11 protein-coding genes are annotated in these 14,315 nt (G+C 62.9%); 4 read left to right on the top strand and 7 right to left on the bottom strand.

The window, feature by feature from the left end:
• Positions 1-4: 4 nt before the first annotated feature.
• The 5 genes from NKH52_RS00675 to NKH52_RS00655 form a co-directional block, all read right to left on the bottom strand.
• Positions 5-1,318 (bottom strand): O-antigen ligase family protein, encoded by a 1,314-nt coding sequence (locus NKH52_RS00675; protein WP_352729259.1) that lies wholly within the window; start codon positions 1,316-1,318, stop codon positions 5-7.
• A gap of 201 nt (positions 1,319-1,519) precedes the next feature.
• Positions 1,520-2,347 (bottom strand): SDR family NAD(P)-dependent oxidoreductase, encoded by an 828-nt coding sequence (locus NKH52_RS00670; RefSeq protein ID WP_352729261.1) that lies wholly within the window; start codon positions 2,345-2,347, stop codon positions 1,520-1,522.
• A gap of 88 nt (positions 2,348-2,435) precedes the next feature.
• A complete protein-coding gene (locus NKH52_RS00665; RefSeq protein ID WP_352729263.1) occupies positions 2,436-2,930 on the bottom strand; it encodes an acetone carboxylase subunit gamma in 495 nt (164 codons plus the stop codon).
• Positions 2,927-5,131, bottom strand: a complete 2,205-nt coding sequence (locus tag NKH52_RS00660; RefSeq protein WP_352729265.1) for a hydantoinase B/oxoprolinase family protein — start codon at positions 5,129-5,131, stop codon at positions 2,927-2,929. The genes NKH52_RS00665 and NKH52_RS00660 overlap by 4 nt, the downstream gene beginning before the upstream one ends.
• 13 nt (positions 5,132-5,144) lie before the next feature.
• Positions 5,145-7,274, bottom strand: a complete 2,130-nt coding sequence (locus NKH52_RS00655) for a hydantoinase/oxoprolinase family protein (protein WP_352729300.1) — start codon at positions 7,272-7,274, stop codon at positions 5,145-5,147.
• A 139-nt stretch (positions 7,275-7,413) separates the two neighbouring features.
• On the opposite strand from NKH52_RS00655, the gene NKH52_RS00650 reads away from it, so the two are divergent.
• Positions 7,414-8,193, top strand: a complete 780-nt coding sequence (locus NKH52_RS00650; RefSeq protein WP_352729267.1) for a helix-turn-helix transcriptional regulator — start codon at positions 7,414-7,416, stop codon at positions 8,191-8,193.
• A 46-nt stretch (positions 8,194-8,239) separates the two neighbouring features.
• Here NKH52_RS00650 and NKH52_RS00645 read toward each other — a convergent pair whose 3' ends face one another.
• Complete coding sequence (locus tag NKH52_RS00645; RefSeq protein WP_352729268.1) at positions 8,240-8,539, bottom strand: type II toxin-antitoxin system RelE/ParE family toxin; 300 nt, start codon at positions 8,537-8,539, stop codon at positions 8,240-8,242.
• Complete coding sequence (locus tag NKH52_RS00640; protein WP_352729270.1) at positions 8,536-8,817, bottom strand: type II toxin-antitoxin system ParD family antitoxin; 282 nt, start codon at positions 8,815-8,817, stop codon at positions 8,536-8,538. The genes NKH52_RS00645 and NKH52_RS00640 overlap by 4 nt, the downstream gene beginning before the upstream one ends.
• 323 nt (positions 8,818-9,140) lie before the next feature.
• On the opposite strand from NKH52_RS00640, the gene NKH52_RS00635 reads away from it, so the two are divergent.
• The 3 genes from NKH52_RS00635 (at position 9,141) to NKH52_RS00625 (ending at position 14,311) form a co-directional block, all read left to right on the top strand.
• Positions 9,141-11,315 (top strand): alpha-ketoacid dehydrogenase subunit alpha/beta, encoded by a 2,175-nt coding sequence (locus tag NKH52_RS00635; RefSeq protein ID WP_352729272.1) that lies wholly within the window; start codon positions 9,141-9,143, stop codon positions 11,313-11,315.
• 84 nt (positions 11,316-11,399) lie between these two features.
• Positions 11,400-12,962, top strand: a complete 1,563-nt coding sequence (locus tag NKH52_RS00630; protein ID WP_352729302.1) for an ABC transporter substrate-binding protein — start codon at positions 11,400-11,402, stop codon at positions 12,960-12,962.
• 119 nt (positions 12,963-13,081) lie between these two features.
• Positions 13,082-14,311, top strand: coding sequence for an aminotransferase class III-fold pyridoxal phosphate-dependent enzyme (locus NKH52_RS00625; RefSeq protein WP_352729274.1), 1,230 nt, complete (start codon positions 13,082-13,084; stop codon positions 14,309-14,311).
• The last annotated feature ends 4 nt before the right edge of the window (positions 14,312-14,315 follow it).

Here is a 14,315-nt window from a genome sequence, read left to right as displayed (position 1 = left end):
TAGCTCACGCCTGATCGGCGACCGCCGGACGGCGGGCACGCCGAGGCCAGTCAGCCTCGCCCCCGGCCGCGTCAGCCGGCTCGGGACGCGGCGACCGCCGCCTGCGGGTAACGGGCAGCCGCGCCAGCTTGAAGAAGCTGAAATACATCAGGAAAGAACCCATGATGTAGGGGTTGAGAATCTCGACCTCGACGAAGGAGCGGATCAGCAGCAGCACCATCACGCCGAAAAGGATCACCGAGTCCGCCTGCCATGCCTTGAAGATCACCGCCGAGACGTGGCCGTAGAGCGTGCGCAGCATGATCAGCGACACCAGCGTCGCTCCGACGAAGCCGAGTTCGACGAGGGCCTCGATGTAGGTGTTGTGGAAGTGAAAGCCGGTGCGGGTGGTGATGTAGAATTCGTTCCACAGCCGCTCGGCTTCAGCGAAGCCCTGCACCCAATAGGCGGCATAGCCGACGCCGAGAATCGGCGATTTCTGCACCGTGTTCCAGCCTTGCTCCCAAAGATAGGTTCGCCCGGTGAGCGTCGAATCCTTGCCGAAGAGGCCGAGGACGAAGTCCATCAGCCCGAGATTCAAGGCGACGAAGGCCGTCACGACCAGCAGGCCGGCGCCGATCAGGAAGATGACCCGGCGATAGCGGCGTGACAGAAGTTTGCTCATCGCAAGAAGCGCCACCAGCGCCAGAACCGCGGGTATCGAGGCCATCGAGGTGGCGGAATGCGAGGCGACCAGTACATAGGCCGACAGCAGCACGACGGGCACCGCCAGTATGAAGCTCAGCCGGCCGCGTCTGTAGAATGCAAGGAAGACAACGCAGAAATAGATGCCAAGCGAGCCGACAAAGCCGATCTGATTCTTGGAGGCAAAGGCGCCGACGAAGTTCACGGTGCCGTCAAGGACATCCTCGGAATAATTCCCGACCTTCACAGAATAGAGGAGGACGACGAATATCCCGACCAGCGCCCCTATGGTCAACGTGCGCACGCTGACGGTGCGCGCAGCTATGTAGGCGCAGGCAATATGGGAAAAATACTGGACCGACGTCCTTGCGGTGACGCCGGGAGCCTGCGACCAGAAAACCGAGAAGCAGACATAGGCCGCAAACAGCAGCGGCAGCCAGGCGCTGGACAGATGTCGCGAAAACCGCCGGTAGTCGACCAGGATGAGCGGAAGCCAGACCGCATAGTAGGCCAGGATCAGCACCTGGCCGAAAATGACCGAATAGGAAAACGCCCAGATCGAGACGACTACGGCAAAGGCGCCATAGACCGAATTCTTCTCGGGATCGATCAGCAGGGACTTTGGAATCTTCATCTCAGAGTCTCGCCGACACGACCCAAGGCCGGCAAGCCATGAGCCGGCCGGAATCTTCGCAAATATGGGCGTGCAATAAACGGCGTCTCCATTGTGCAGTGCAATATAACCTATTGCGCCCGGCGCTCAATGGCAAATCCGGTCACCTTGTCTTACAGCGAGGCATCTGCGGAGAGATCGGCTGGTTGCGCGTCCGAGACGCTACCAAAGCGCTCCGCCGGTGATCTGGATGTTCTCCATGGTGATCCCCTTGGCGAGATCCGAGCACAGGAATACCGCCAGAGCCGCAATCTCCTGCGGCTGCAGCATGCGCTGCTGCGGGTTGCCTTTGGCGATCTCGGCCATCGCTTCCTCAGCGGTGCGCCCCTTGCCTTCGCGCTCGACGACCTGCGCCACATTGCGGCGCATCAGTTCGGTCTCGACCCAGGTCGGGCTGATCATGACACAGGTGACGCCATGCGCTGCCCCTTCCAGGGCCACGCAGCGTGTGAGGCCGAGAAGGCCGGCCTTGGACGCGCAGTAGGCTGGGTTGTCCTTCCAGCCGACCGAGGCGGCGGTTGAGCCGATATTGACGATGCGGCCCCAGCCGCGTTCGATCATGCCCGGCAGTACCGCACGCGTGACGCGGAAGGCGCCCGTCAGGTTGGTATCGACGATCTTGTCCCACAACGCATCGGAGTGACCGCAGACCGGCTGCTCCGCGGTCGTCCCAGCGGCATTGACCAGGATGTCGGCGGGGCCGATGGCCGCCTCGGCGTCAGCCGCGAACCGATTGGTGACGTCGCTGTCGCGCACGTCGAGATGAGCGGCATGAACCCTCGTTCCGTGGGCGGCAAGGGCCGCATGCACGCGCTCGATTTCGTCCGCGCCGGGATAGCAAGCGGCGTCGGACCTGTCGGCGCCGGACGGCGCGATGTAGGAGCCGACGGCGACATTGGCGCCGGCTTCAGCCAAAGCCGTGGCAATGGCAAAGCCCATGCCCGAGAACCCACCGGTAACGATGGCGCTACGGCCGGAAAGGTTTGTCATGGCGCACGGTCTCCACTTCGTTCCGGGCAGGCAATCAGGCCTGACCGGATTTGGCAATCACACCGGCGCAGCCTCCATCGCCAGCGTTTCATGTTTGCTGGAGCGGTTTGCCTAACCATTCGCGATAGAAGCCTTCGAGGTCGGGCTCGAAATCGTGGAGGATGGGATAGCCAGGTGCCGCCGCTTCCACCTCGTGCAGCGTGCCGCATTGCGGACAGATGAATTCGCGGATCTCCATCCACTCGGGATCGGGGAGATCGCTGTTCGGGTAGATCTCGCGCAAAGCCTCCTCGGTGTTGCGGACGTTGATCGCAGCCTTCAGCTTCCAGTTCTTGCGGTAGTCGCCGAAGGAGTGGCCGCATTCGCAGCGGGTAATGCGCTCATCGCCGCTCTGGCAGATGAACAGATGGTCCGAGACCGGCAGCAGGATCGGGTCCGTCCAGGCAACGCGATCCTGATAGACGGCAACCATCTTGAAGAAACGGTCATCGTCCTTGTAGGCACTCATGATCCGCCTTGTCTGTGGCCAGGGCAGCTTGCCTGCGGCCAGATCGCCTAGGACTTCCCTGCTGTACGAGGTCATGGCTTTGCTCCCGGCGTGAAGATCGATTTAGCGTCGACGTTCCAGAAATCGCTGAATTCCTTGGTGAAGCGCGACGACAGCTTGATCGCGCTGGCATACATTTTCTTCACCTCAGGCGCGAAGTCGGCTTTCTCGACACGGCCGCGCTCGGCCGCAATCCAATCCGCCACCGGAATCGCCTTGACCAGACGCTGCTTGCGCATGGCGGCTCGGCGCTCGACCGTGGCGTCGATATCGGCGATGGGATAACCGTCCTCATCGTCCTTAAGCACGATGCCGAACACTTGGTCCGCCGCTTGCCGGGTGAGAAAGCCGTTCTCGACATCCCAGGCCGTCTTGATCGGATCGCGCTCCAGAACGTCGCCGTAACCGCCGCCGCCATTGTAGGAATGGCTGAAGATGTCGCCGGACTTGTGCGGCGAGGTGATGTAGGGGCCCTCGACCACGACATGGTCGCCACCGATGTTCCGCTCGTAGTCGGAGACATGCGGATCGATGCCGGGCGCATGCGCCAGCGGTTCGCCTTTTGCCGCCAGTTCGTGAATGTCTGAGTTGCGCACCGCGCGATGCTTCTGGCAGGTCGGCGCCGGATAGCCGCCGCACATGCCGGCGTTGTCGAACACACGCGAGGAGTGCTCGGAGGTGTGGAGCCGCAGATGCGAGGTCTTGTTGATCAGCCAGGTCGAGACGAAGGAACAGCCGCCGCGATATTTGCCGGCACCGCCGGAATTCGGCACGATCGAGCGGCCGATATAGACCATCGGCATCGACTGTTCCCAGACCTCGATGTTGCCCATGTCGGATTCCGGGTTCCAGCCGACATAGGCGGTGTCGAGACCATCCTTGATGGCGAGCGCGCCGGAGCCGGCGGCGGCGCATTCGAAATGCGCCATGCCGAACGGCGTGCCGTACTGGCTCTCGCCACCCATTTCGATCATAGGACTGTTGACCTGGCCGACAAAGGCCTCCTCGACGAAGCCGCGGGCGATGAAGCCGCGCGACAGCAGGCGCTGGAAGACGCCATAGGCTGGCAGCAGCAGCGCCCACGAGGTGGCGGTCGCCACCATCTCGTTGTCGGGGTTGGTCCAGGTGCCGTGCGGCAGTTTCAGTTCGGTTGCCATCCAGGCGCCGTCATTGACCAGCCCTTCGAAATTCATGTGCTGGGTCAGCGTCACGAACATGCCGCCATCCATGCCGGCCGGCGTGCAGTTCATCGAATGGTAGCCCCAGGGCTGCGTGCCCTCGAAGTCCATGGTGATCTTGCCGTCGGTGGTGATCTCCATCTCGATCGGGATATTATAGAGCCAGTCGGGATCGCCGAGCAGCTGGAAGCCGGGCTTTCCCGCCGTGACATGGCCGTAAAAAGTGTGGCCGCGATAGATGCCGGGCACGGTAAGCTGGCGGGTGCGGGCGAGCTGGGCGCGGCGGCCTTCCTCGATGAACTCCTTCGAGACCTTCATCCAGTAGTCTAGGCCGATCTCCGAGATCAGCTGCTTGACGCTTTCGCGCATGTCGATGCAGGAGGCGACCTTGGCCTTTTCGTCCAGCACCCAGTAGATCGGCATGCGCAGATTACGTTCGCAGCGGATGACGTAGTCGCGGCGGATCTCGTCATTCTCGCCGATCTTCTCGGCGCAGACGAACAGACCCTCGGTGAAGCGCTCCTGCGCCAGACACACGTCGCCGCCCGGCGTGATGCCGCCGGCTTCCAGCTCGTGGCAGACAGCGCCGGCCCAGCCGACCAGCGTGCCTTCATGGAAGATCGGCACGACGTCCATGACGTCTGGCACCTGCACGGTGCCTATGAAGGCATCGTTGTTGGCGAAGATGTCGCCCTCGCGGATGCGAGGGTTGTCCTCGTAGCCGTTTTTGATCATCCATTTGATGAAGCGGCTCATCGTATGGACATGCACCATGATGCCGTTGGAGAGCGCAATGGCGTCGCCCTCGGGCGTGTAGATGGCGACCACCATTTCGCCGACCTCTCGCACGCCGGGCGAAGCCGAGATGCGGCGGGCCATTTCGCGTGCCGAGACGCAATAGGCGCGCAGCTTGGTGTGCAGCGTCTCGAATTTCAGCGGATCCTGGTTGCGCAGCGTGAGTTCGGTGATGCCGTCATAGCAACCGGTCTCCTCCATCAGCCGCTCGGAATCGAGCAATCTTTCGCGAAGGCGCAGGGCCGAGGCAGGTTTGTCCAACATGGCGGTCGCCCTCTCAAGCGTGGGTGTAGTGCAGCAACGTCCATTCATCGACATGGACGCGGTCCTGCGGATGAACGACGAGCGTGGTGGCGGGATGTTCGATGATGGCCGGGCCGATGACTTCATGGCCGGGCTGCAAAAGGTCCATCTCGTAGAGATTGGCCTTGTGCCAGCGCCCACCGATATACGCCTCGCGCACACCCTTGTGGGCGGAAGCAGGATTGGAAGCGCCGAGGGGTCGCTTGAGCAGCACCGGCTTGACCTTGTCAGCGGTGGCGATCAGCCCGAGTTCGGTGATGGTGAAGCCGGCTTCGCCATAGCGCGACACGCGATGGTTGACCTTGGCATAGACCGCCTCGAACTCGTCGAGAACCCTGCGCATCTCGTCGGCCGAATCGACCTTGGCAAGCGGCGCCATGACCTCGACGTCCTCGAGTTGGCCGGTGTAGCGCATCATCAGGAACGGCACGGTCCTGATCTTCTCCCTGGCATGGCCGTCGGCGATCATCTCGTCGACCGCGGCCCTGGTCAGGTCGTCCCAGACAGTGGTGACCTTGGCGCCGAAGGCGGCCAGCGTAGCCTCGTCGGGGCGTGACGGGATGTCGTGCTGAGTAGAGACGGAATGACGCCGCATGAAATCGGCCGTGGTGCAGCCGAAGGCGGAGAAGGCGGCCGCGAACTGGAAGGTGATGATGTCCTTGAAGCCGATGCCCCTGGAGCAGCCGGCCAGATGCAACGGGCCGGAGCCGCCATAGGACAGCAGCGTGGACTCAGAGGGGTGGATGCCTTGACCCGAGATGACCCGGCGCAACGCGTTGTTGGCATCGGACTCCAGCATGTCGATCATGCCTTCGGCGGCTTCCTCCAGCCCGACGCCAAGGATGTCGGAGCATTTCTCCTGGAAGGCGCGGCGGGCCTTTTCGACCTGCAGCACGACCTTGCCGCCAAGGAAATAGTGCGGGTTCAGCCGGCCGAGAATGGCGTCGCAATCGGCGATGGTCGGTTCGGTGCCGCCGCGATCGAAGCAGATCGGGCCGGGATCGGAGCCGGCGCTTTCCGGCCCAAGCGAGACCTTCTTGGTCAGGGGATCGACCTTGAGGATCATGCCGGCGCCGGCGCCGATCGTGTCGAGATGCAACGTCGGCACGTTGAGCTTGAAACGGTCCATCAGCGGCTCGTTCTCGATCCGCGTCTGGCCGCGCGTGATGACGCCCATGTCGAAGGAGGTACCGCCCATGTCCGAGCAGATCAGCGAGTCGTTGCCGATCAGCTTGCCGACATAGGCCGCACCGAGGATGCCGCCGATCGGGCCGGAGATCATGGTTTCGTGCAGGCGTGGGTGGTTGATCGAGGTCAGGCCGCCGAAGGAAAGCAGCGTCTGCACGCCATATTTGAAGCCGTATTTCTTCGAGACGTCTTCGATGCCCTTGAGCTGCTTGCGGCCACGCGAGGTGGCGTAGGCCTCGATCAGCACCGAGTTCAGCCGCGACTGCTCGCGGATGACCGGGCGGACCTCGTGGCTGGTGTAGACGATGATGTCAGCGCCGGCCTTGTCGACCTCCTCACGGCAGATCTCGGCGATGCGCTTCTCGTGCACCGGATTGACATGCGAGAAGATGGTCATGATGCAGATCGCTTCGACCTTGTCGGCGATCAATTTTTTCGCGGCGGCGGAGACCTCATGCTCGTAGAGCGGCAGCACGATGTCGCCGAACTGGTCGATACGCTCGGTGACGCCATGGGTGCGGCGGCGCGGTACCAGCGGGTCGGGATGGTGATGGGTCACCGCATGCAGCCGGTCGGCATAGGAATAGTCGGCCCAGGCCTGCAGGCCGCGGCCCATCAGGATCATGTCCTCAAGGCCCTTGGTGGTGATCAGACCCAGCCGACGCCCGGTGCGCGACAACAGCGTGTTGAGCATGCCGGTGCCGGAATAGAGCACGACATTGACGCCGGAAAACAGTGATTCGAGCGAGATGCCCCAAGCATCCGCCGCATCCTCGGCCGAGGCCAGAAAACCTTCGGCTTCGTTCTTCGGCGTGGTCGCCGACTTGCCGATCTTGAAGTGGCCGTCCTGATCGACAAGGATCGTGTCGGTCATGGTGCCGCCGGCGTCGATACCAACGACGATTGGATTGCCAATGATTGGACTGGTCAGGTTTGGTTGGGTCACGGTCGCCTCGGATCTGGTCTAGGTTGACGCAAGGCTAGATTCGATGGGCGCACTCGCGCCATATGCCTAAAGACACAATGACGGCTGGGCTGACATCGCCGAGAAGGGCATGCGCATGGGCAATATTTGGGCGCCGCTCGCCAGGGCGATCGCCGCCACCGGCACAGACAGGCATGTCGACTGCCTGATCGACCTGATCGGCGCGGATATCGAGCACGATCTCGTCACCGTGACGCGCTATTCGGCGACCCAGACACCCGAATTCATCAAACACCGACGCTTCTCGGACGAGATGGTCCGCCGCTATCTCGACAACTACTACGTCTTCGACCCGTTCTATGCCTCGTGGCGGCGCGAACGGAGGCTCGGCATCATGCCGCTGAAACGGCTCGCCGACGACGCGGCCAAACGCGGCCAATACATAGCCGGCTTCCTGGCGCAGTCGGAAATCTGCGACGAGGTCGGCATCATGCTTGCTGATGGCGGCGACTGGTGCCTCGGCATCTTCCTCGACCGCTCGACCACGTCATTCAAGGATAGCGAGATCGCCCTGCTGGATGAGCGGCTGCCGGTATTCGAGGCGCTGCACGCGCTCGACATCAAGGCGCGCGGAACGGAATTCTCCCGTACGTCGGCGCCGACAGGCCCCGGCGCCTCGCCCCGGCAGGAGCCGACCATCCCAGCCAGCCTGTGGCCGGAGCTGTCGCTGCGCGAGCGGGAGCTGGTCCAGCTGATCCTGGCCGGCCACCCGACCGCGAACATCGCCGAGCGCCTCGGCATCACCGTCGGCACGGTCAAGAACCATCGCCGGCGCATCTATGAGAAGCTCGACATCACCACCGAGCGGGAATTGTTCTTGCAGTTTTTTCAACACCGAGCGGAGCGGTAGGTGGGGTTCGGACAGCCAAGCGGTTACTGTTCTCTCCCGCTGCGGATTAGAGCTCATCCTCCCAATTGGCGCCGCCATAGAACACGCGCAAAATCACCACTTGGTCGGATTCCACGGTAAAGGTCACCGTCACACGGCGCTCGAAACCGATGATCCGAAGCCCTGGCCGCAGATCGTCACGGCGTGTTCCGCGCTCCGATACGTAATCGAGACCCAAGCAGTAGGCCTCGAGCCGTTCGATATAGCGTATGGCCGTGACGTTGCCGGCAGCGATCTCAATGGTGTCGTATATCCATCGTAAGTCCGCTAGGGCCTCCGGCAACAGAACAACATGCCGGCGCTTCACACATCCCCCTTGAGACGGGCAGCGTGATGAGCGCGGATACTGTCAAAACCCTGGTCGGCTGGGATCACTTGAGAAGGATCTGCCTTCCATCTGTCATAAGTCGGCACGACTTCGTCGCGGAGCCAGCGCTCTACGGCTGCGTCGCGCTCCTGCAGGGCGCGAAGGCCGGCGCGGATCACTTCGCTGCTGGTCGCATAGGTTCCCAATTTAACGAGTTGGTCGATGAAAGCAGCCTGCTCTGCCGGCAGGCTGAAGGTGCGTTTTTCGGTGGCGGCCATAATTTCTCCTATAACGTCGGTGTGATTATATCATACCAACGTAGAGCCGCACCTGAAATCTGACGCCGTCATCCGGTGAGAACCGGCATGCCTTGCTTAAGGGTGTTGCTTTCGCTGCAATCTGGCAGAATGACCCGAAAGCGCCCCTCAAAATTCCTCTTGCGGAACGCCGCCGTCCCGGCTTAGTCTCGGCTTCGTGCAGAAAATGAAATTTAATTCCATTTTGGCAACGCCGCAAGCTAGCGCGGCGCCTAGGAAAATGACTCGCTGCAATCGACTGAGAAATATTTGATATATCATCTACCAGAACGGAATTAGCTGACATGGTCCAGCAGACATCGATCCAGCCATCGGCGCCCTGGTTGCGGCTAGACGTCGACGATTCGGACTGGAACGACGCCGAGGTTTCGAGCCTGGTGCGCTGGTATCACCAGATGCTGCTCATCCGCCGTTTCGAGGAAAAAGTGCTCGATCTCGCCAATGCCGGGCTGGTGCATGGTCCGGCACACGCCAGCATCGGCCAGGAGGCGACGGCGGTCGGCGCCATGTCCGTGCTCGGTATGGGCGACCGCATCAACGGCACCCACCGCGCCCATCACCAGGTCTTGGCCAAGCTTGTCAACGCGCAGACGCCCGGCGGATTCGACCCGTTGCATGACGCTTTCAACCCGGACATGCAGGGCTCGGTGCGCGGCCTGATGGCCGAGATCATGGGCCTCAAGTCAGGTTATTGCGGCGGCCGTGGCGGCTCGATGCATATGCGCGACGATGCTTCCGGCATACCGGGCACCAGCGCCATTATCGGTGGCAACCTGCCGCATGCGGCGGGCTATGCGCTGGCCGACAAGCTGCTCGGCACCGGCAACGTCTCGGTCGCCTTCTTCGGCGACGGCACGATGATGGCGGGGCCGGCCTATGAGGCGATGAACATCGCCGCGCTCTACCGGTTGCCGGTGATCTTTTTCGCCGAAAACAATCTCTATGCCGTCTCGACGCACATCAACGAGCAGACGCGCGAGACGCGGCTGGCCTCGCGCGGACCTATGCTCGGCTTTCGCGGCATCGAATGCGACGGCATGGATGTGGTGGCAGTCCACCATGCCATGCGCGAGGCGCGCCGGACGATCGAGGAAGACGGGGGCCCGGTGCTGGTCGAGGCGCTCTGCTACCGCTTCCTGCATCAGAGCGGCGCCCGCCCGGGCAGCGAATTCGGCTATCGCACGCGGGCCGAAGAGGACGCCTGGAAAGCGCGCGACCCGCTTGCCACGATGGCGGCTCGCCTGAAGACGATGAGCATCCTGAACGATTCGGATCTCGGTACACTCGACCAGCGCGTTATGGACGTGATCAACAATGCTGCCGATTCGCTGACCGAAATGAGCGGCAATGCGCTGCGCATTCCTGATCATCTGTGGCCGGACCCAAGCGACGTCGACAACCAGATACGAGGCGATCTCTCCGAACTGAAGGGCGAGCGTTTCCTCGAGATCGAGGACGTGCCGCCGGCCGAGACCAAGCCGGTCAAATTCATGGTTGCCGCGTCCGAGGTCATCGCTCGCGCCATGGAGCAGGATCCGCGCATCATCATCATGGGCGAGGACGTGCACCGGCTGCGCGGCGGCGTTTCGGGCGCCACAAAAGGTGCGCTGGAACGCTGGCCGGAGCGCGTGCTGGCGATGCCGATCGCCGAGAACGGTTTTGTCGGGGTGGCGCTGGGTGCGGCGCTTTGCGGCTTGCGGCCGATCGTCGAGATCATGTTCGGCGACTTCTGCCTGGTTGCCGCCGACCAGCTGTTCAACGCGGTCAGCAAGGTGCGTCACATGTTCGGCGGCGGTTTTCCGGTGCCCATCGTGGTCAGGGTGCGCGTCTCGCCGCACACCGGCTACGGCTCGCAGCATTCGGGTGATCCGTCCGGCCTGTTCGCCCTGTTTCCCGGCTGGCGCATCGTCGCGCCGACGACGCCCTTCGACTATATCGGCCTGATGAATTCAGCGCTGAAATGCGACGATCCGGTCGTCGTCATCGAGCATGTCGAACTGTTCCCGAGCGAAGGCCCTGTGCCTGCGGACGACCGCGACTATTGCGTGCGGCTCGGCAAGGCGAAGATCGTCAGGCCGGGCAGCGCCTGCACACTGCTCACCAGCGCCAGCATGGTTGCCGTCGCCAGACAGGTGGTCGAGGAGACCGGCGCCGATGCCGAGATCATCGACCTGCGCAGCCTCGACCCGACCGGGCTCGACTGGCCGCTGGTGGAAGCCTCGATCCGCAAGACCAACCGAGTGGCCGTCATCGAGCAGGTACAGCGTGGGCTATCGCTTGGCGGACGACTGACACAGGAGATTCAGGATCGCGTGTTCGATTATCTCGATCACGAGATCCTGCATGTGACGGGAAGCCTCTCGGCTCCCGTCGTATCGGCCCCGCTCAACCGCGCCGCACTGGGCGGCGCTGAAAAGCTCAAGGCCGCGCTTCAATCCCTCACTGCCGTGAGTGGATAGAGCGAACGCATTGCCACAAAGATCCGACAAGAAAATGGGAGAACTGACATGACCATCCTACCGAGAAACAAGACCAAGGCAACGATGCTGGCGGCCGTGCTGCTGGCCACCAGCGCCTTCTGGGCGCCGGCCAGCTTCGCGCAGGACAGCAAGCCGCTGGTCATCGCGCGCAACATCGACCTCAACTCGCTCGATCCGCACCGCGCGTTCTGCGACACCTGCCAGATCTACAATTCCAGCGTCTATGAATCGCTGCTGACGCTGGACAAGGACAACAAGCTGATCCCGTTGCTCGCTTCCAAATGGGAAGGCAATGCCGACCAGAGCAGCTTCACCTTCACGCTCGACCCGGCCGCCAAATTCTCGGACGGTTCGCCGGTCGAGGCCAAGGACGTGAAATGGTCCTGGGAGCGGCTGAAGAACCTCAAGGGCAGCGCCTCGTTTCTGATGGACAATGTCGCCTCGATCGAGACCCCGGACGCGCATACGGTGGTCGTCAAGATGGTCGCGCCGAGTTCCGAATTCCTCAACATCGCGGCGGCGCCCTACGCAGCGGTCGTCAACAGCAAGGTTGCTTCCGAAGCCGGCGCCAAGGCCGATGCGGACGCCTCGACGACAGACAATGCCGAGGCCTGGTTCCTGGCGCATTCGGCCGGCAGCGCGCCGTTCGTGCTGAAATCCTATGAGCCCAATTCGGAGCTGCGGCTGGCACGCAACGACAAATACTGGCGCACGGCGCCGGCGCTGAGCGAAGTCGTCATCCGCCAGACCAAGGATGCGGTGGCGCAGGCGCAGATGCTGCAGAGCGGCACCGCCGACATCGCCATGCAGATCGACCCGGACACGGCCAAGACGATGACCGGCAGCGACGTGAAGATCGAGACCGTGCCGTCCTACAACTTCATCTATGTGGCGCTGTCGCCGGGCGCCAAGGCCAACAAGGTTCCGCTGACGCCCGAAGTGCGTGAGGCCATCTCGCTCGGCCTCGACCGTCCGAGCATCCTCGACTTCACCATCGGCTCCGAGGGCCAGCTGATCAGCGCGCCGATCCCGCTTGGCTTCCCCGGCGGTTCGGGCTTCGAGGCGCAGCCCTATGACGTCGCCAAGGCAAAGGAACTTCTGGCCAAGGCCGGACACGCCGACGGCTTCGAGATGGAAGCGGCGTTTCCCGGCATGAACGTCTACGGCGTCGACCTGTCGCTTCTGATGCAGAAGGTTCAGCAGGATCTGGCCAAGATCAACATCAAGCTCGATCTGCAGCCGATCCCCTTCGCCAACTGGCGCGAACGCGTCAATGGCGACGGCATCCCGATGACCGCGGTGTTCTACGCGCCGGACTATTACGGCACCTCGCAATACATCGATTATTTCGCCATGACCAAGGGCAGCCCGTGGGCACGCCGCGCCGGCGCGGAGCGCGACCCGTCGGTGCTCAACCCAAAGGAAGCGGATATCTACAAGGCAGCCCTCGCGGCGAGCGGCGACGAGGCTGCCAAGCTGTGGCACCAGGCCGGCGAGGAGATGATCAAGGACAGGATCATCCTGCCGCTGATCAGCCCGAACCTGATCCTGGCCTACAAGTCGGACGTCAAGGGCGTGCGCTACAGCGCCTGCTGCAACCTGCCGCTGGCGGAACTCAGCCACTGAGCGAAAGATGCGGGAGGCGGCCTGACGCCTCCCGTTTCCTCATCCTGGATGATCAGCAAATCCTGTTCTTCCAGCGCCAAAACTCAATATATGATATATCAATGTACGGAGACCTCGCTATGCCTTCCCTGATCAACTCCAAGGACCAGTTGCTGCGCGAGCGTGCGGCCTCGGTCATTCCGGGCGGCATGTGGGGACACATGGCGACGCGCTATCTCGGCTCCGCCTATCCGCAATTCTTCGAACGCGCCGACGGCTGCCGGGTCTGGGACGTCGATGGGCGCGAATACATCGACCTGATGTGCAGTTGGGGGCCCAACATCCTCGGCCACCATCACCAGGCCGTCGAAGAGGCAGCCGAGAAGCAACGTCGCCTGGGCGATGCGATGAACGGCCCGGGTGAAGTTCTGGTCGAGCTGGCGGAGTTGCTGGTCAAGACCGTCGCGCATGCCGACTGGGCAATGCTGCAGAAGAACGGCACCGACGCCACCACGGCCTGCGTGACAATCGCGCGTGCCGGCACCGGCCGGCGCAAGGTGCTGGTCGCGCGCGGCTCCTATCACGGCGCCGTGCCGTGGTGCACGCCATCGCTGGCCGGCGTCACCGCCGAGGACCGCGCCCATCTCATCCATTTCGACTACAATGATGTTGCGAGCCTCGAGGCAGCCGTCGAGCAGGCCGGCGACGATCTCGCTGCTGTCGTCGTCACCGCCTTCCGGCACGACATCGCCCGCGACCAGGAATTGCCGACAGCCGCCTTCGCCAAACGGGCGCGCGAACTGACTGCCGCCGCCGACGCGGCACTGATCGTCGACGATGTGCGGGCCGGCTTCCGCATCGACCTCGCCGGCAGCTGGGAGCCGCTCGGCGTACGGCCGGACCTTTCCGCCTTCTCGAAGGCTATCGCCAATGGTTATCCGCTGGCCGCCATCACCGGCACCGACCGGTTTCGCGAGGCCGCGACCAAGATCTATGTGACGGGTTCCTTCTGGTATGGCGCCGTCGCCATGGCGGCCGCGATCGCCACCATCAGCACGCTGCGCGATACCGACGCCATTGCCCGCATGACCGAAGCCGGCGACAGGCTGCGCTCAGGTCTCGACGCGGCAGCGAAGAAGCATGGCCTGTCGCTGCGACAGACCGGTCCGGTGTCGATGCCGATGGTGCTTTTCGACGGCGATGCCGAGTTCAAGCTGGCCAATGCCTTCTGCTCGGCCGCCTTGCGCGAAGGCGCCTATTTCCATCCCCGGCACAACATGTTCCTGAGCGCCGCACACACCGCAAAAGACATAGATCTCGCCCTGCAGGCTGCCGATGCGGGCATGGCTGCCGCGGCGCAGGTGGCGTGACCGG

Origin of the sequence: Mesorhizobium sp. M1066 (genome assembly GCF_040318635.1) — a bacterium.
In the GTDB taxonomy this organism is placed as follows: domain Bacteria; phylum Pseudomonadota; class Alphaproteobacteria; order Rhizobiales; family Rhizobiaceae; genus Mesorhizobium.
This window is presented reverse-complemented; position numbering and strand designations above follow the sequence as displayed.

Excerpts from the sequence above, each read along its gene's own strand:
- NKH52_RS00675 (WP_352729259.1), bottom strand. The coding sequence starts at position 1,318 with ATGAAGATTCCAAAGTCCCTGCTGATCGATCCCGAGAAGAATTCGGTC.
- NKH52_RS00670 (WP_352729261.1), bottom strand. The coding sequence starts at position 2,347 with ATGACAAACCTTTCCGGCCGTAGCGCCATCGTTACCGGTGGGTTCTCG.
- NKH52_RS00665 (WP_352729263.1), bottom strand. The coding sequence starts at position 2,930 with ATGACCTCGTACAGCAGGGAAGTCCTAGGCGATCTGGCCGCAGGCAAG.
- NKH52_RS00660 (WP_352729265.1), bottom strand. The coding sequence starts at position 5,131 with ATGTTGGACAAACCTGCCTCGGCCCTGCGCCTTCGCGAAAGATTGCTC.
- NKH52_RS00650 (WP_352729267.1), top strand. The coding sequence starts at position 7,414 with ATGCGCATGGGCAATATTTGGGCGCCGCTCGCCAGGGCGATCGCCGCC.
- NKH52_RS00640 (WP_352729270.1), bottom strand. The coding sequence starts at position 8,817 with ATGGCCGCCACCGAAAAACGCACCTTCAGCCTGCCGGCAGAGCAGGCT.
- NKH52_RS00635 (WP_352729272.1), top strand. The coding sequence starts at position 9,141 with ATGGTCCAGCAGACATCGATCCAGCCATCGGCGCCCTGGTTGCGGCTA.
- NKH52_RS00630 (WP_352729302.1), top strand. The coding sequence starts at position 11,400 with ATGCTGGCGGCCGTGCTGCTGGCCACCAGCGCCTTCTGGGCGCCGGCC.
- NKH52_RS00625 (WP_352729274.1), top strand. The coding sequence starts at position 13,082 with ATGCCTTCCCTGATCAACTCCAAGGACCAGTTGCTGCGCGAGCGTGCG.